Source organism: Amycolatopsis sp. MEPSY49, from assembly GCF_051337345.1.
GTDB lineage: Bacteria > Actinomycetota > Actinomycetes > Mycobacteriales > Pseudonocardiaceae > Amycolatopsis.
On sequence record NZ_JBDLYJ010000004.1, the window covers coordinates 281,121 to 297,978 of the forward strand.

The window sequence follows — 16,858 nt, forward strand, 5'->3', positions numbered from 1 at the left end:
AGGTCAGGCCGGGGATAGCCTCACCGGATGGTCTCCGGTGCGCACTTCGCGGCCTTCGCCGCGCTGACTTTCCTCATGGTCGTCGTCCCCGGGCCGAGCGTGCTGTTCACCATCAGCCGCGCGCTCACGGTCGGGCGGCGCGACGCGCTGCTCACCGTCCTGGGCAACTCCGCGGGCGTCTACACGCAGGTCGTCGCGGTCGCGTTCGGCCTCGGCGCGCTCGTGACGACGTCCGCCGCGGTCTTCACCGCCATCAAGATCGCCGGCGCGCTTTACCTCGTCTACCTGGGCGTGCAGGCCTTCCGGCACCGCCGGAAGCTCACCGACGCCATGGCCGCCAAGGTGCGCACGACGCCCGGCCGGGTCCTGACCGTGCTGCGCGACGGGTTCGTCGTCGGCTTCGCGAACCCGAAGTCGATCGTGTTCCTCGCCGCGCTGCTGCCCCAGTTCGTCGACCCCGCGGCCGGGTCGGTGCCCGCGCAGATGCTGGTGCTCGGCCTGTGCCTGCCGGCGATCGCGCTGGCCACCGACAGCGCGTGGGCGCTCGTCGCCGGCACGGCCCGCGCGTGGTTCGCCCGCTCGCCGAAGCGCCTGGAGATGGTCGGCGGCACCGGCGGCCTCGTCATGATCGGCCTCGGCACCGGGCTCGCGTTCACCGGCCGGGGTGACTGAGCACCAGGTCCAGCAACCCCGGGAACGCCGCGTCGAACTCCGGGCGCCGCAAGCGGTTCAACCGCCGCGGGCCTTCGTCGCGCTGCTCGATCAGGCCCGCCGCGCGCAGGACCCCGAAGTGGTGGCTGAGCGTCGCCTTCGCCACCGGCAGGTCGAACGTGCCGCACGCCTTCGACCACTCCGGCACTTCGGCGAGCGAGCGCAGGATGCTGCGGCGGACGGGGTCGGCGACCGCGGCGAGGGCGTCCTGCAGGGACACCTCCGCCGGGACGCCGTGCGTCAGCCCGCGGGCCCGCGCCGAGGTCACCGCAGGGCCTCCGCCAGCGCCGGCCACCACTCGCGGGGCAGGTCGCCGGCCGGGACGACGACCTGGTCCGCCCCCGCCGCCCGGTACTCGCGCAGGCGGGCGACGACCGCGTCGAGGTCGCCGCGCACGGTCAGCCCGTCGACGAGCGAGTCCGAGAGGTCCGCGATGTCGGCGTCGGTGAACCCCATGCGGCGGAAGTTGTTCGCGTAGCCCGGCATCCCGGCCAGGAACCGCAGTGAACCCTCGCGGGCGCGCTCGCGAGCCGTCGTCACATCGGACTCCGGGACGACGTTCAGCAGCACGATCAGCTGCTTGCCCACGCCGAGGATCTCGCGTGCCGAAGCGACGTAGTCCGTCGTAACCAGGAACGGGTACGCGCCGTCCGCGCGGTCGCGCGCCAGCTCCAGCATCTTCGGGCCCAGCGCCGAAAGGATCCGCGCCGACGCGGGGACGGTGTCGTCCAGTTCGTCGAGGTAGTCGTTCAGCGTGGCCAGCGGACGCGGGCCGTGGGCGCCGCCGAGGCCGACGACGAACCGCCCGGCCGGCAGGTCCGCGTACGCGCGGGCGACGTCGGCGGCCGGCACCCGGTCGACCGGCAGGATGCCGCTCGCCACCGGGATCTTCGCGGTCCCGTGGATCACGTCGGTGATCAGCGGCAGGTTGCTGCCCTGCCCGCCCGGCAGCCAGAGCGTGGCGTACCCCAGCTCGTCCAGCTCCGCGGCGGCCGCGACGGTCTCCGGTCCGGTCGTGCCCAATGTGGCGCCCAGCGCCCCCAGGTTCGTCATGCGCCGGGCAACCACGAAACCGCGGGAGTTGTTCCCGTCAGGCCGTCTGTTCGTCCTCAGCGGAATCCTGCTCGGCCGCCCGCGTGAACATCCGGGTCGCCGAAAGCCGCGCGACGCCGTCCGGCTCGCCCAGGTCCTCCAGGGAGTTGCGGATCGTCGAGTCCACCGACAGGTACTTGCGGCCCGCCCGCAGGTCGGCGTCGTTGCGCAGCCGCACGATCAGCGGGAACTCCGCCAGCGCGCCCGCGTCGAACAGGCCGGTCGTGTAGATGAGCTGCACGCCCAGTGCCTCGGCCACCGCCCGCTGCAGCTCCAGCAGGTAGCCCGCGGAGGCGCGGCCGATCGGGTTGTCGAGGAACAGCACGCCCGAGTGCCGGTTGCGGACCTTGCCGCGGTTGTTGGCCCGCAGCGCCGCCAGGGTGCAGTACAGGATGATCGCCGCGGTCAGCTGCTGGCCGCCGGAGAAGACGTCGCGGATCTCGGAGACGCGCTGGCGTTCGGTGCGCAGCACCGAGTCCGGCTTGAGCATGTCGACGCGGAAGCCCTTCGGCGCCGCGGCACGTACCCCGCGCAGCACCAGGGAAAGCCCGTCGCGCTTGACGTCCCGGCCGTCCGCGGTCTTGCCCACGGCGGCCTCGTCGACGACCTCGCCGAGCTTCTCGGTCAGCGCGTTGTCCTCCAGCTCGGTGAACCGGATGCGCAGGAACTCCTGCCCGGACCAGTCGCCGAGGCCGTCCGGCAGCCGGGAGACGCGCTGGGCGGAACGCAACGTCCGGAGCGCGCCGTCGACCATGCCCTGCAGGCGCGTGATGATGCCGCCGCGGTGCCGGTCGATCTGCGCGAGGTCGTCGGTGAGCGACCGCAGCCGCGGCCGCAACGCCTCCGCCCACTCCGCGGCGTGCGCGGGCAGCTGGTCGCGTTTGACCGAGATGACCTGCTGGCGCACCGGCGTGCTCAGCTTCTCGAACCGCTTCTCCGTCGCGTACTGCGCGAGCTGGTCGGCGGCCGCGCGCACCCGCCGGTCGCCCGCGTCGGCGGCTTCCTGCGCCTGGCCGAGCGTCGCGTTGAGACGGCTGTGCTGGGCGCGGGCCGTCTCGACGTCGCCGTCGTAGGCCGCCGCGTCGGTGTCGGTGACCAGGTGGGCCATCGACTCCGCCAGCAGCGCGAACCCCGAGGCGGAACTGCGGGCCGACTCCAGCGTCGCCTCCGCCGCCGCCCGGCGTTCCTGCAGCTCTTCCCACTTGCGCGCGGCCGCCGACGCCTCCAGGCCGGCCGCGTCGATCAGCTCCAGGCCGTGCTCGATGTCCCGCGGCTTCTCGCCGTTGACGCCGTTCTGCAGCGGCAGCGCGTCCAGCTCGGCGCGCCGCGTCGAGACGAGCCCGATCGCTTCGGTGCGCTCGTCCTCCAGGCCGTCGACGACGCGGCGGGCGCGCGCCAACGCGGCCGCGCGGGCGGAAGCGTCGGACCCGTCGGGCGTTTCCAGCAGCTCGGCCGCGCGGACCCGGACGGCTTCGTCCAGGGACTCGACGGCCGAGCCCGCGGCCGCTTCGGCGGACTCGGCCTGCTCCAGCTCGGCCCGCAGGTCGCTGCCGACCTCGACCTTCGCGTACGACTCGGACGCCGACAGGTACGTCCGCCGCAGCGCGTCGACCGGCTCCGCCGGCACCGGGCCGTCGGCCGCCTCGGCCGCGCCGGGCACCTCGGCGAGTTCGGCGCGGGCGGTCGTGGCGGTCCGGCGGTGGCCGTCGGCCGTGCGCTGCTCCTCCCCCGCCTGTTCGCGCAGCCGCGCGGCCTTGGCCGCCGCGTCGGCGGCCTGCAGGTCGGCGCGTTCGGCGACCTCGGTGGCGCGCTCGACGTCTTCGGTCCATTCGGTGATCCGCGCGCTGCGGGCACCCAGCTCGCCGAGCCGCCGCGCGCGTTCCTCCGCCTCGGCCGCGGCCGCGCGGAGTTCCGGGACGCGTTCGCGCAGCGACGCCGCTTTCTCGCTCAGCCGCGCGAACTCCGCGTCGGCCTGCTCCAGCGCCGTGCGCGCGGTCTCGCGCGCGGTGCGGGCGGCCTGGGCCTGCTCGGCCAGGGTCGCGACCGCGCCGGGCGGGTAGTCCTCGCGCCAGGTGGTGAGCTTCCACGTCAACGCGCCGTCCGCGGACAGCTTGGCGGACAACGACTCCAGCCGGCGCTGCCGCTCGGTGTGCCGCCGGGCCACGGCTTCTCGCTCGGCGTCGGCGGCTTCTTCGTCGTACATCGCCGGGTTCGGCGGCACGAGGAACTCGACGCCGGGCGCCGCGGGTACCTCGGCCTGCAGCGCTTCGGTGGTGCCGACGGCGATGGTCGCGGACGGCAGCAGCCGCCGCTTGGTGAGCACTTCGCGGGCCCGGTCGACGTGCGCGGCGTCGTTCAGCAGCACGCCGGACACCAGCTGCGGCAGGCTTTCCAATACCTCGGCGCGGCGGGAAGCGTCCAGTTTGGACAGATAGCGCCAGCCGGACCACGCCGTGATCCCGGCTTCTTCCAGCGCATCGAGCGCGGCTTGGACGTCTTCCGGCGGCGGCAGCAGCCCGCCGGACCCGAGCGCGGCCAGGGCCCGCTCGTCGGCGGACTCCTCCATCCGCAGCGCGGTCTGCTCCTTCTCGACCGCCGCGCTCGCCTCCCGCAGCCGTTCCAGCAGCACCGGCAAGTCGCTCTCCAACGCGACGTCGTCGGCGCCGAGCAGCTCGACGAGACGGCTTTCGGCGGCCAGCGCGTCGGTGCGGCGGTGGGCGCGGTCGAGGTCCTCGGTGGCGCGTTCGAAGCGGTCCTGGGTGGTGCCCGCGAGCTGGTGCGCCTCGTTCACGGCCCGTTGCGCCGCTTGGAGATCCGCCGCGACGCGGTCGAGTTCCTGCTCACGCCGCGCGAGTTCGGCGGTGGCCGCTTCGGCGGCACTCCGAGCGGCGCGGGACGCTTCGGCGACGTCGGCCCCCGAAGGCAGCAATCCCGCTCGCACGGCGTTCTGGACTTCTTCGCGCAGCTCGGTGATCCGCGCGGTGAGGCCGCGCGCTTCGGCACGCCGGGCGGCCGCGAGGTTCGCGGCTTCGTCGCGATCGGTCTGCGCCTTCTCGGCTTCGGCCCGCAACGCGCCCGCGTGCGCTTCGGCCTTGTCGGCCTGGCGCTGGGCGTCCTGCGCCAGGGCGTGCAACCCGCGAGCGAGCGCCGAAGCGGCGTCGTTGCGCGCCTTCAGGGCCGGGCGCGCCTTCTCCTCCCGGCTGCCGACCAGCTCGCGCAGGTCCTTCGCCTTGCGGGCCGCGTTGAGGGAGTTGAGCACGGTCGCCGTCTCGCGCCACGCCTCCGCCTCGGTCTTGGCCGAAGCGAGTTCGGCGTCGACGCGCTTGCGGGCCTCCTGGGCTTCGTCCAGGCGCAGCACGGCTACCAGGCGACGCAGCTCCGTGACGGCCGCGGCGAGCCGCCGGTGATCGCCCTCGGCGAGCTTCTCCGCGGACTTGACCTCGGTGACGTGGTCCTCGAGCCCGGACAGCCGCGCGTTCTCGAGTTCGTTGCGCGCGACGACGCGGGCGGCGAGCGCGGCCATGTCCGCCTTCGCGGACTCGGCGATCTTCCGCGACTCCGCGGCGACGCCTTCTTCGGCGGCCAGCGGGCCCAGCAGGTCGAGGGCGCCGGCCACGAAGTCGCGTTCGGAGAGGAGATCCCCGCGCTGCGCCAGGTTGTGCGCGTACGTGGCGACGACCTCGGCGAGGTCCTTCGGCTCCTCCTCGGAGATCACCGCGCGCAGCAGGAACTCGACGAACGCGTCGTCGGTGCCGAAGGCGAACGCGTCCGCCGCCTCGCCTTCGCCGGCGTTCATCGCGCGCTGGTAGCGGAACAGCTCGGTGTCGAGGCCGAGGGTGTCGAGCCGGCCGGTCCACTCGTGGTGGCGGCGGGTCCAGGACAGCTCCAGCTCGGGCTCGGCCAGCTGCGCGGCGGCGAGCTTGTCGTGGAAGCCGGACATGGTGAGCAGCCGGCCGTCCTGGGTCATCGGCAGGGAATCGAGCCCGAGCGCGGCGGTCGGGCGGAAGCAGTACCAGGAGTCGGCGAGGTTCTCGGAGTCGGCGGACACGACATGCCCGCGCCATTCGGAGACCTTGCCGGTGATGATCCGGTGGCCGCTCTCGACGTGCAGCCACTCCAGCACGACGTGCGAGACGTCCTTGGCGGCGACGAACTTCTCGAGCACCTTGGTGCTGGTGGTGCCGACGACCTGGCGGCGGCCGGGCAGCATCACCGAGAAGATCAGCTTGATGAGCACGGACTTGCCGCCGCCGTTCTCGAGGAACAGCACGCTCGCCGGCGACGGGCGGCGCAGCTCGGCCGGCCCGGTCGCGTGGATGCCGGCGCTGAACAGCGCGTCCTGCTGCGGCGCGGTGATCTTGGCGCCGACGCCGCTGAAGTCGAGCACGACGTCCTGGTAGCGGGCACCCGCCGGGCCCACCGAGTGCAGGCGGACCCGCGAAAGCTCGTACATCTACTCCCCTTTTACAGCGTGTCCGACGAGGTCGCGCGCAGCGTTCCCCCGGCGTTCGCGACGGCCACGACGTCGAGCGCGAGCAGGTCGTCGAAGGCGGCGTCGGCCGCGAGCTCGCGGACCTGGATCTGGTAGCGCGGCGTGGTCCGGTAGGTGCCGCCCTGCTCGTCGCTCACCGGGACCAGGAAGCCCTGGTCGGCGAGGAAGCGCAGGGCGCGGGAGACCATGCCGCGGGTGGTGTCGGCGGCGAGGCGGCCGTCCTTGGTGGCCGCGGCCGCGGGCCGGCGGGTGTAGGCGCGCCAGGCCTGTTCCAGCTCGGGCGCGTCGGCCAGGGGGTCGTTGTTGGCCTCGGCCGCCGCGGCGCGTTCGTCGAGCATGCGGGCGGCTTCGCGGACCATCGCGTCGACCTGCTCGACGCTGACGCGGCCGATGTAGGTGTCGTTGGCCAGGTCGTCCGGGCGCGGGTAGCCGAGCGCGGCGGTGGCGAGGTGGATGAGGCCGTGCAGGACCTTCTCCGTGTCGCGGCGCTCGCGGATCTTGGCCTGGCGGGCGTAGGAGTCCATCTTGATCTCGAAGACGGACTCGTCGGTGGCCGCGAGGACCGCGCCGGCCTGCTGGTTGACCTCGAGGACCATGAGGCCGAGCCCGGCGGCGACGGCGTGGGTGAGCGCCTTGAACGCGTTGTCCTCGCCGTAGCGGCGGACGAGGTCGCCGTACACGACGTCACGCGCGGGCAGCTGCTTCGGCCGCATGCCGAAGGCGACCAGCCGGGCCGCCGCTTCGGCGTCCACGCTGCTGTGGGACAGCGCCATTACGCGACTTCCTCTTCTTCGTCGGCCCGCTCTACGGCGGCGGTGGACAGGAGCAGGTCGGCGCCGCCGAACTCCGGGTCGTCGAGGAGCGTGCCGTCGTCGACGGCGAGCAGCACCTGCCGGTCGCCCTGGCGGCGGGCCGCGCCGACCCCGGGACTGTAGGCGTGGACGGCCCGCAGCGCGACCAGGGCCGGGAGCCCCGGCTGGCGGCTGCGGCGGGCTTCTTCGAGGAGCCCGGAGAGCCGGCGCGGCACTTCGGGGAGGTCGAGGAGCTCGTCGGCCGCGCGCCAGACGTCGTCGCCGAAGCGGTCGGTGGTCTCGGCGGGCATGAGCTCCGGCTCGGGGATCTCGCCGACGAGCTGGTCGCGTTCGGGGGCCGGCCGCAGGAGCAGTGAGACGAGGGACGACAGCGACGGCACGACGGGTGCGGTGATGCCGGCGGCGGCGTGGAAGAAGTGCTCGGCGGGCGCGACGGCGTCGGCCAGCGGCAGCCCGAGCGTCGGGACGAGGAGCTGGCCGAACAGGTCGAGGGTGGCGCGCTGGGGCGGGCCGGAGAACTGCTGGCGGTCCTGTTCGGCGCGGAAGACCGCACCCGCGTCGGCGAGCCGGGACTGCAGGCGCGTGTGCCGGCGGATGCAGTCGCCGACGATGTCGACGAGCTCGGCGGCCCGGCGCTTGCGGTCGAGGTCCTCGGTCTCGTCGCGGGCGGTGGTGATGTTCTTGAGGATGGCGTTCTCGGCGCGGAAGCGGGCCTCGATGTGGCTGAGCGCGCTGTCGAGCAGCTCCGGGACCTCGCGCTCCCAGTCGACCGAGCGGACGTCGCGACGGGTCGCGTCGAGCTTCGCGCGCAGCGTCTCGCCGTACTGGACGGTCCGGTAACGGGCCTGCTCGGCGGCGAGCTTGGCGTCGGCGAGCCGGCCGCGGTTGATCAGGTTCTCGAGCTTGACCTCGGCGGCGATCTGGGCGGACTCGACGTCGGTGTCGAGGGCGCCGACGAGGACGTTGATGGCCTCGTCGGTGGCGCGCAGGTAGACCTCGCCGTCCGGGGCGGCCAGCTCGACCAGCAGCTTGAAGTCGAACTGGCGCCGCTGGTAGCCGCCGGGGCCGATCGAGCCGTAGACGCGCCGGAAGCCGCGGTCGGTGGTGCCGACGTTGATGAGGTTGTCGAGGACCCACTTGGCGACGCGGACGTGCTCCTCGGGCATCCGCGACGGCGCCTGCTGGGCGATGAAGGGCAGCAGGCGGTCGATGACCTCGTCGTGGCCGGCGCCGGTGTCGAAGTCCATCGCGATGGTGACCTGGTCGATCGTGTGCAGCGCGATCTCGGCCATCTGGTAGACCGTGGCGTCGGCCCAGTCGAGCTTCGCCTTGCGCGCGTCCAGGTCGTGCAGCGGCGCGGTGCAGGCCAGCGCCTTGAGGCGGCGGGTCAGCCCCTCGTCGGCCAGTCCCATGGCGGCCGCGTTGTTCATCGGCACAGCGTCGTCTCGCACAGCAGGCCAGGCTAGTCGGCCACCCTCTGCGCACGCGCGGGTGACAGGTTAACGTCCCCCGCATGCGTGAGATGAGCCGTGACGAGTGGTGGAAGTTCGCATCCGAGGGGACCCGGACCGGCATGCTGGGCCTGGTGAGGGCCAACGGCGCCCCGATCGTGACGCCGGTGTGGTTCCTGCTGAACGAGGGACCCGACGGCGACGAGCTGATCTTCACCACCGGCACGGAGACACTGAAAGGGAAGGCCATCGCCCGAGACGGCCGCATTTCCCTCGCCGTCGACGACCAGAAACCGCCGTATTCGTACGTCCAGTTCACCGCCGAGGCGCGGCTGACCCACGACTTCGACGACATGCTCGCGTGGGCGACCCGTCTGGGAGCGCGGTACATGGGTGCCGAGCGCGGCGAGGAGTACGGGAAGCGCAACGCCGTCCCGGAGGAATCGCTCGTCCGGGCGAGGATCACCAAGGTGATCGCGCGGGCCGAAATCGCCGGCTGACCTCGGTTCGCTGGTACCCTCACCGGCGGGGGTGGGGGTCATGCTTCCGGGTGAGGACGACAGACGTGACGCCGTCAAGGCGATCCTGAGCTCAGGCCAGCGCGAGCTGGTCGCCGAGCTGGAACGGCTGGACGGCGGGGCCCGCTTCGGCCGGGGCCGGGTACGCCTGCTGGAGGACGGCGACGTCTTCGAGCGGGCCGGGGTCTGCGTGACGTCGGCGGACGACAGCGACTTCTTCACCAGCGGGCTGTCGGTCGTGCTGCACCCGCGCAACCCGTGGGTCCCGGCGTTCCGGGCCGCCTTCCGGTACTGCGAATCCGGGGACGCGTGGTGGTTCGAAGGGGCCGCGGAACTCCTGCCGTGCTACGGCTTCGCCGAGGACGCGACCCACTTCCACCGGGTGCTCAAGAACTACTGCGACACGCTCGACCCGGCGTTCCACGCGCAGGCGAAGCGGGCCGCCGACGACCGGTTCCGGCTCCCCCACCGCGCCGAGCCGCACGGGATCGGCGGCATCGCGTTCGACCACCTGAGCCCGTCCGGCCCGCACGGGTGGCGGCGCGGGGCGGCGTTCACGGCGGCGGGCATCGCGACGATCGCGCCTGCGTACCTCCCGATCGTCCGGCGGCGGCGGGACCTCCCGCACGGCGAGCGCGAACGGCAGTGGCAGCTGCACCGCCGCGGCCGGTTCGTGGAGTCCGCGCTCTTCCACGCGGCCTCGGCCCCGCGCGCCGACGCCGAGGCCGTGTTGACGGCGCTGCCGCCGCTGGTGCGGTGGGACGCGGGCTTCGCGCCCGAGCCGGGGAGCCCGGAAGCGGAGCTGGCTTCGTTCCTCGTGCCGCGCGACTGGGCGGGCGAGACCGCCGCGGTGGTCGGCTGAGAGCTCGGGTCCGAACGCCGCGCGCCCGCGCACCGGTGAGCGGGAAACCCTTCTTCACCAAGGGTGAGCGGTCCCGTCGAGTATTGACACGGCCCGCTCGGAGGGTGTGAGATCTGTCCCATAGATAGGAAACTTTCCTAACTATTAGGTCCGATTCCGGTGGTCCGCCGACCAGTTCCGCCCCGGTCACCCCCTGTCCCCCGACCCACGCAGGAGGCTCCCAGTGGCACCCCGTCCACCGTGGCGCGTGGTACTGGCCGGTACCGCCGTCGCGGCGCTCGGCCTCACCGCGCTCAGTCCGGTAAGCGCTTTCGCAGTGTCCTCTGGGGCCGAGCCCCAGACCCCGGCCGGGGGGCAAGCCCCCCTGGACCCCCGAAAAGCGGTGGTGGACACCGACTACGAGTCCGAGAACGCCGTGATCTCCCAAGGCGCCGTCGAATCGAACCACGCCGGCTACTCCGGCACCGGGTTCGTCAACTTCGACAACGTCGTCGGCAGCTACGTCGAATACTCCGTGAACGCCGCGCAGGCGGGCACGCACACCCTGACCTTCCGCTACGCCAACGGAACCGCCGACAACCGCCCGGTCAAGCTCGTCGTCGACGGCGGGGACAAGGGCACCGTCGACTTCCCCGGCACCGGCGCCTGGACGACCTGGAAGACCGCCACCGCGACCGTCCAGCTGACCGCCGGCGTCAACAAGATCCGCACCACCGCGACCACCGCGAACGGCGGCCCGAACGCCGACAAGCTCACCGACACCTTCGTCGCGCCGGTCGACCCCGAGCCGCCGTCGCCGCCGTCGAACCTCAAGGCGAGCAACATCCTCCCGACCGCGGCCACGTTCACCTGGACCGCCGCGACCGACAACGTCGGCGTCGTCCGCTACGAAGTCAACCGCGGCGGCAACATCCTCAAGACCGTCGACGGCAACACCACCACGGCGACCGTGGACAACCTGACCCCGAACACCGCCTACGACATCTCCGTCGGCGCGTTCGACGCCGCGGGCAACCCGTCGCAGCAGAGCAACGTGGTCACCTTCACCACGCCGCCGAGCGACGACACCACCCCGCCCACCGTGCCGGGCAACCTGCGCTCCACCGGCGTCACCGCGAACAGCGTTTCCCTGGCGTGGAACGCTTCCACCGACAACGGCGGCACCGTCGCCGGCTACGACGTCTACCAGGGCACCACCAAGGTCGCGACCACGACGTCCCTCGGGACGACCGTCACGAACCTGAACCCGAACACCTCGTACACCTTCACGGTCAAGGCGCGCGACCCCGACGGCAACAGCTCCGCGGCCAGCAACGCGGTCACCGTCAAGACGTCCGCTCCGGGCGGCGCAGGGGGCATCCCGGAGTACGACAAGGACATCGCGAAGGTCGACCTCGGCTGGTCGGTGGACTTCCTGCCGAACGGCAACGCGCTGGTGACCGAGCGGGACCGGTTCGAGATCGTGCTCGTGACGCCGTCCGGCCAGAAGACGACGCTGGGCAAGGTGCCGGGCGCGGTCACGACCAACGGTGAAGGCGGGCTCCTCGGCCTGGCGATCTCGCCGAACTGGGCGTCCGACCACGCGATCTACCTCTACCACACGGCATCCGGGGACAACCGGATCGTCAAGATGACCTACGACGGCAGCACGCTGTCCTCGACGTCGACGCCGGTGCTGACCGGGATCGCGAAGAACCGCTACCACAACGGCGGCCGGATCAAGTTCGGTCCGGACGGCAAGCTCTACGCCACCGTGGGCGACGCGAAGAACAGCGACAACGCGCAGAACAAGAGCTCGCTCAACGGGAAGATCCTGCGGCTGAACCCCGACGGCTCGGCGCCGAGCGACAACCCGTTCTACGCCACCGGCGGCAACGCCCGGTACGTCTGGAGCTACGGCCATCGCAACCCGCAGGGCCTGGCCTGGGACTCGCGCGGCCAGCTGTGGGCGGCGGAGTTCGGCGAGAGCAGCCAGGACGAGCTCAACCTGATCCAGAAGGGCGGCAACTTCGGCTGGCCCAGCTGCGAAGGCACCCAAGGCAGCTGCAGCGGCTTCATCGCCCCGAAGAAGACGTGGTCGACGTCGCAGGCCGGGCCGAGCGGGCTGGAGATCGTCAACGACTGGATCTACATCGCCGGCGTCACCGGCGAGCAGATGTTCGCCACGCAGATCAACTCCGCGGGCACCGGGGTCGGCACCGTGTCGACGCTGTTCTCCGGCCGCTGGGGCCGGCTGCGCTCGGTCACGAAGACCCCGGACGGCGGGCTGTGGCTGACGTCGACGAACAACGACAAGAACGGCGGCACGCCGTCGGTGCTGGACAACGTGATCGTGCGGCTGAAGTTCCCGGGCGGTTCGACGCCGGGTGACTTCAAGCTGACCAGCTCCGCGTTCGCCGACAACGCGACCATCCCGGACAAGTACACCTGCGCCGGCGACGGCACGGCGGGCCAGGACCCGTCGCCGCCGCTCGCGTGGGGCGCGTCCACCGGCGCGAAGGCGTACGCGATCGTGTTCGCCGACGTCGCCAACAGCGGGAACAAGCTGCACTGGGCGATCTGGGACGTCCCGGCGGCCACTCGCTCCCTCCCGGAGGGGCTCGGCGCGGGCTACACCGTGCCGAACCAGGGTGGCGCCAAGCAGAAGGCGATGGGCAGCGGGGCGAACGCGCAGAAGTTCTTCGGCCCCTGCCCGGGCGGGTCCAGCCACCCGTACACGTTCACCCTCTACGCCCTGAACACCGCGACGGTCCCCGGCCTGAGCTCGTCCTCGACGATGGCTCAGATCGAGACGGCGATCAAGGGCGCGTCGACGGCGAGCGTGGTGCTGCGCGGCAAGTCCAGCGCGGCGGCCCAGTAGCCGCGGCAGGGGTGACCGGAGCGGCGCCGGTCACCCCTGCCGCCCTCACCGCTGTTCGGTGAGCGTGCGCAGGTGCGCGTCGACGTCGAAGCCGTGTTCCTCCAGCCGGCGGCGGGCGAGCAGGAGCTCGTCGGGGGTGAACAGCTCCGAGTACTCCGCGCGGAGCATCGTGGCCTCCGAGCTGCGGCCGAGCTGGTTCTTCTCCCAGAGGACGGTGAACCCGCCGGCGGTGCCGGCGCCGCGCAGCAGGAGCCGGGCCGCTTCGACGCCGCCGTGCTCGCGGACCATGCGCTCGAACTGGGCCGGCCGGTAGCCGTAGTCCTTGGCCAGGACCCGGCAGCCGTCGAGCAGGTCCTCGGTGAACCGCGCGGCGAGCCGGGGGTCGGCCGGGACGGGAGCGGCTGGTTCGGGCATGGGACACCTCTCGACGCGATGGCTTCCCTGATTAATCGCGAACGCTACCGGTTTCGCTACGCCGTTCGGGCAAGCATTCGGCAAACACCACTCTACGTGGGCAGGATAACGGACAAAACCGGCCAAAGGGAGACTGTCGGTGCTGCCTGCCATGCTGACCGGCATGCGAACCGTGGTCCACGGCGACGTTCCTGTCCATTATGGACAGATCTACGTCCACAGCGAGGGCGGCGAGCCGTTCGAGGGCGACCTGACCGCGTGCTTCGCCGGGCAGCGCAACGGGCTGTGCGGCGCCGCCGTGGCGGGCACCTTGTTCCTGATCACCGGCCTGCACACCGGCGACGTCGAGTTCACCGCCGAGGTACACGAGAGCGAGCCGCCCGGCACCGGCGCGCAGGACGTGGTCGAGGCGTCGTTCCGGGCGGAGGGGCGCGCGAGGCTCGTGACCTGGGGCGGCGAGGACTGGTGGGATCTCGAACTCGCGCCGGGCGACTATCGCGTCCGCTACAGCGCCACGGCGATGGACGCGGGCCGCGAGCAGGACACGCGCCTCGACGGCGAGCCCGCGCGGGACCAATACCTGCTGCAGTTCTGGCCCGCTCCCCCGGCGCCGGACGCGGTGCTCCGGCGGCACAGCGCGACCGCCGCGTACTGGCACGACTTCGCGCGGAAGCTGCCGCCACCGCCGACGCCCGAGGAACTCGCCGAGGCCCGGGAGGCGCGGCGGCGGACCGAAGAGGAGGCGCGGGCGAAGGCGAAGCACGAGCAGCTGCTCCGCGAGTGGGACGGCGAACTGCCGGGCGAAGAGATCTTGCGGCTCCGGGGCGCGCTCCGGCAGCTCGCGAAGCAGGACCGTGCGCTCATCGGTGCCGCCGTGGCCGCGCCGCCGGAGATCCAGCGCGCGCTCGCCCGGTGGGTCGCGCGGCGGACGTGCGAACGGGCCGGGCTGGACGCCGTCGGCTGGATCGCCGACGGGCTGCGCGCGCTCGAGGAAGACCGGCCGCTACCCCCGCCGTTCGACGACCGGCAGGCGGCCTGGGATCGCCTGTTGTCGGACCCGGGGGTGCCGCACACGCTGGTCCGGACGCCGGACGGGCGCCACGACAACGCGCTGCAGCAGGCCATGGCTTTTCCGGCGATCTTCGCCGCGGCGGAGATCGATCCCCACAAGGCGCTGGGTCAGGCACTTTCGGCCGCGACCGTGACCTTCGGGGCCGATCGGGCGGCCTTCTTCGCCGAAGCCCGCGCCGAACTCACCAGCCGAACAGGCCCGCCATGATGCGCGCACACCGGGACGTCATCGCGGCCGCGTCCTCGTCCGGACGGTCGATCCACCAGCTGATCAGCGAGTCCACCACCCCCGTCCACACCTGGGCGATCGCCTCGATGTCGACCGGGTCGGCCAGCCCGCGGGACGTCATCAGCTGCGTCGCGCCCAGCAGGGCGAACGCGTCCAGGCGGTGCCGGTAGTCCGCCGCCGACGCCGCGATGTCGCCCGTCGCCGGGACGGTTTCGTCGCGCAGGAGGCGCCACGCGTAGCGGTCGTGGTCGAACGTCGTGAAGATCGCCGAGAGGACCTTCAGCGGCATCTGGTCGGGCTCGCCGCCGGCCGCCATGGTCGTCGCGACGCCTTCGGTCAGCCGGTCGCCCGCTCGGTGCAGGCAGGCCAGGTAGAGCCCGTCCTTCGAGCCGAAGTACTGGTACAGCAACGGCTTCGTGACCCCGACCCGGCGCGCGATCTCGACCATCGACGCGCCCGCGTAGCCCACCCGGCCGAACTCCTCGGTGCCCGCCACGACGAGCTGGGCCTCGCGCTCCTCGCGGGGCATCCCCTTGGTCCCGACCGCCCTTGACTCCGTCACACGCGAGAGCCTACCGTGCGTAAAGTGACCCAAGGGTAAGTTACCGTCAGGTCAGATCAAGGAGGCGACGTGGCCGAGTTCCTGGCGCACCTGCGCGACCCCGTGTTGTTCGCGATTCCGGTGTTCGTGCTGTTCGTGGCGATCGAAATCGTTGCGGTGCACGTGCTCGGCCACGACGACGACGTCATCGGCTACAGCGTCGCCGACACCCGCACGAGCATGCTGATGGGCACCGTGGCGGTCGGGGTCAACGCGCTGTTCCGGCTGGTGATGCTCTTCGTCTTCGCCGCGCTGTTCGAGCTGGCGCCGGTGAAGTTCGACCCGCGCGACTGGTGGACGTGGGTGCTCATGCTGCTCGGCCAGGAGCTGGTCTTCTACGCCTACCACCGCGCCAGCCACCGCGTGCGGCTGCTGTGGGCCGGCCACCAGGTGCACCACTCCAGCGAGCACTACAACTTCTCGACCGCGCTGCGCCAGAAGTGGACGCCGTACTTCCAGCTCCCCTTCTGGTCGGTGCTGGCGCTGTGCGGGATCCCGCCGTGGATGATCCTGACCGGGCTCTCGATCGACCTCGTCTACCAGTTCTTCGTGCACACCGAGAAGGTCGGGAAGCTGCCGCGCTGGTTCGAGTACGTCTTCAACACCCCGTCGCACCACCGCGTCCACCACGGCAGCGACGAGGAGTACCTGGACGCCAACTACGGCGGCATCCTGATCATCTGGGACCGCCTGTTCGGCAGCTTCGTCCCGGAAGGCAAGCGGCCGACGTACGGGCTGACGAAGAACATCGGCACGTACCACCTGCTCAAGGTCGGCTTCCACGAGTACGGCTCGATCCTGCGCGACCTGCGCACGGCGAAGACGTGGCGCGAGCGCGCGGGTTACGTGCTCGGCCCGCCCGGGTGGGCGCCCCGCACCGCTGCCGGCGCCGGAGCGGACGCGCTGCCCAGGAGTTTCAGCGCGGTCTCCGACGGCGAACCGGGCTCGGCCGTGTAGGCGATCAGGCGCTGGCCCGACGTGCCCGGGATGACGAGGTTCTCGAAGCTGAGCTCCACTTCGCCGACCACCGGGTGCCGCAGCAGCTTCACCCCGGACGTGCACGTGCGCACCGGGTGCCGGGCCCACAGCGTCGCGAACTCGTCGGAGTTCATCGTGAGCCCGCCGACGAGCTCGGCGAGCGCGCGGTCGTCGTGGTGGCGGCCGGCGACCAGGCGCAGCGACGCCACCGCCAGCTCCGCCTGCTCGGCCCGGTTCCGGTACAGCGCGCGGTACCGCTCGTCCAGGAACAGCATCCGGGTCAGGTTGGGCCGGGTCGCGGGGTCGTCCGGGCTGTCCGGCGCGAGGTGCGCGGCGAGCAGCGCGTGCCCCAGCTGGTTCCAGGCGAGGACGTCGCCCCGCCGGTCCATGAGCACGGCCGGGACGTGGGTCATCGCCCCCAGCAGTTGCCTGGCCGACGCGCTCGCGTGCGCCACCCGCGGCGGCGCCGGGCGGCGGGACGACGTGACCGGCCGCGCGAGATCCTTCAAGTGGGCCGTCTCGTCGTCGGTGAGCCGCAGCGTTCGCGCGATCGCCTCCAGCGTGCTGTCGGACGCGTTGCTCGCGCGCCCCTGCTCGAGGCGGGTGTAGTGGGTGATGCTGACGTTGGCGAGCGTCGCCAGCTCCTCGCGGCGCAGGCCGGTGACGCGACGGCGGGCCGGGTGCGGCGTGATGCCGACGTCCTCGGGACGCAGCGCGGCGCGGCGCGACTTGAGGAAGTCGCCCAGTTCGGACGGGGCTGCCATGGA

14 protein-coding genes are annotated in these 16,858 nt (G+C 72.3%); 6 read left to right on the forward strand and 8 right to left on the reverse strand.

Translation table 11 applies throughout. The features are described 5' to 3' along the window. The first annotated feature begins 27 nt into the window (after nt 1–27). Nucleotides 28–672: a LysE family translocator gene (locus ABFJ78_RS20785; RefSeq protein WP_372660007.1), complete on the forward strand. Its 645-nt coding sequence runs from the start codon at nt 28–30 to the stop codon at nt 670–672. Here ABFJ78_RS20785 and ABFJ78_RS20790 read toward each other — a convergent pair. Genes ABFJ78_RS20790 through ABFJ78_RS20810 form a run of 5 tightly spaced genes read right to left on the reverse strand, consistent with a single transcriptional unit; the run spans nt 653 to nt 8,519 of the window. After that, nucleotides 653–979, reverse strand: a complete 327-nt coding sequence (locus ABFJ78_RS20790; protein ID WP_436388021.1) for an ArsR/SmtB family transcription factor — start codon at nt 977–979, stop codon at nt 653–655. The two genes, ABFJ78_RS20785 and ABFJ78_RS20790, sit on opposite strands and share 20 nt — an antisense overlap. Next, nucleotides 976–1,764 carry a TIGR03620 family F420-dependent LLM class oxidoreductase gene (locus ABFJ78_RS20795; RefSeq protein WP_436388022.1) on the reverse strand — a complete coding sequence of 263 codons (789 nt, stop codon included), beginning with the start codon at nt 1,762–1,764 and terminating at the stop codon, nt 976–978. The genes ABFJ78_RS20790 and ABFJ78_RS20795 overlap by 4 nt, the downstream gene beginning before the upstream one ends. A gap of 37 nt (nt 1,765–1,801) precedes the next feature. Continuing rightward, nucleotides 1,802–6,256: a hypothetical protein gene (locus ABFJ78_RS20800; RefSeq protein WP_436388023.1), complete on the reverse strand. Its 4,455-nt coding sequence runs from the start codon at nt 6,254–6,256 to the stop codon at nt 1,802–1,804. 11 nt (nt 6,257–6,267) lie between these two features. Further along, the gene (locus ABFJ78_RS20805; protein WP_436388024.1) at nt 6,268–7,068 is read right to left on the reverse strand and encodes a hypothetical protein; all 801 of its coding nucleotides are present in this window, start codon (nt 7,066–7,068) and stop codon (nt 6,268–6,270) included. Then, nucleotides 7,068–8,519: a hypothetical protein gene (locus ABFJ78_RS20810; RefSeq protein WP_436388416.1), complete on the reverse strand. Its 1,452-nt coding sequence runs from the start codon at nt 8,517–8,519 to the stop codon at nt 7,068–7,070. The genes ABFJ78_RS20805 and ABFJ78_RS20810 overlap by 1 nt, the downstream gene beginning before the upstream one ends. Before the next feature lie 101 nt (nt 8,520–8,620). Between ABFJ78_RS20810 and ABFJ78_RS20815 the strand changes: the two genes are divergently transcribed. The 3 genes from ABFJ78_RS20815 to ABFJ78_RS20825 all read left to right on the forward strand — a co-directional run bounded on the left by ABFJ78_RS20815 (nt 8,621) and on the right by ABFJ78_RS20825 (nt 12,798). Next, nucleotides 8,621–9,058: a PPOX class F420-dependent oxidoreductase gene (locus ABFJ78_RS20815; RefSeq protein ID WP_436388025.1), complete on the forward strand. Its 438-nt coding sequence runs from the start codon at nt 8,621–8,623 to the stop codon at nt 9,056–9,058. 40 nt (nt 9,059–9,098) lie between these two features. After that, the gene (locus tag ABFJ78_RS20820; protein WP_436388026.1) at nt 9,099–9,938 is read left to right on the forward strand and encodes a coproporphyrinogen III oxidase; all 840 of its coding nucleotides are present in this window, start codon (nt 9,099–9,101) and stop codon (nt 9,936–9,938) included. A gap of 223 nt (nt 9,939–10,161) precedes the next feature. After that, entirely contained in the window at nt 10,162–12,798 is a 2,637-nt protein-coding gene (locus ABFJ78_RS20825; protein ID WP_436388027.1) for a PQQ-dependent sugar dehydrogenase, read from the forward strand. Nucleotides 12,799–12,843: 45 nt separating this feature from the next. On the opposite strand, the gene ABFJ78_RS20830 is transcribed toward ABFJ78_RS20825, so the two are convergent. After that, the gene (locus ABFJ78_RS20830) at nt 12,844–13,212 is read right to left on the reverse strand and encodes a hypothetical protein (RefSeq protein WP_436388028.1); all 369 of its coding nucleotides are present in this window, start codon (nt 13,210–13,212) and stop codon (nt 12,844–12,846) included. Between the two features lie 163 nt (nt 13,213–13,375). Here ABFJ78_RS20830 and ABFJ78_RS20835 point away from each other — a divergent pair, with 163 nt between their 5' ends. After that, nucleotides 13,376–14,491, forward strand: a complete 1,116-nt coding sequence (locus tag ABFJ78_RS20835) for a hypothetical protein (RefSeq protein ID WP_436388029.1) — start codon at nt 13,376–13,378, stop codon at nt 14,489–14,491. Here the strand turns inward: ABFJ78_RS20835 and ABFJ78_RS20840 are convergent. Next, nucleotides 14,466–15,074 carry a TetR/AcrR family transcriptional regulator gene (locus ABFJ78_RS20840; RefSeq protein WP_372659986.1) on the reverse strand — a complete coding sequence of 203 codons (609 nt, stop codon included), beginning with the start codon at nt 15,072–15,074 and terminating at the stop codon, nt 14,466–14,468. The two genes, ABFJ78_RS20835 and ABFJ78_RS20840, sit on opposite strands and share 26 nt — an antisense overlap. Nucleotides 15,075–15,143: 69 nt before the next feature. Here ABFJ78_RS20840 and ABFJ78_RS20845 point away from each other — a divergent pair, with 69 nt between their 5' ends. Next, the gene (locus ABFJ78_RS20845) at nt 15,144–16,070 is read left to right on the forward strand and encodes a sterol desaturase family protein (RefSeq protein WP_436388030.1); all 927 of its coding nucleotides are present in this window, start codon (nt 15,144–15,146) and stop codon (nt 16,068–16,070) included. Here ABFJ78_RS20845 and ABFJ78_RS20850 read toward each other — a convergent pair. Next, on the reverse strand, nt 15,956–16,855 hold the full coding sequence (locus ABFJ78_RS20850; RefSeq protein WP_436388031.1) for a helix-turn-helix transcriptional regulator: 900 nt from the start codon (nt 16,853–16,855) through the stop codon (nt 15,956–15,958). The two genes, ABFJ78_RS20845 and ABFJ78_RS20850, sit on opposite strands and share 115 nt — an antisense overlap. Nucleotides 16,856–16,858: the final 3 nt, after the last annotated feature.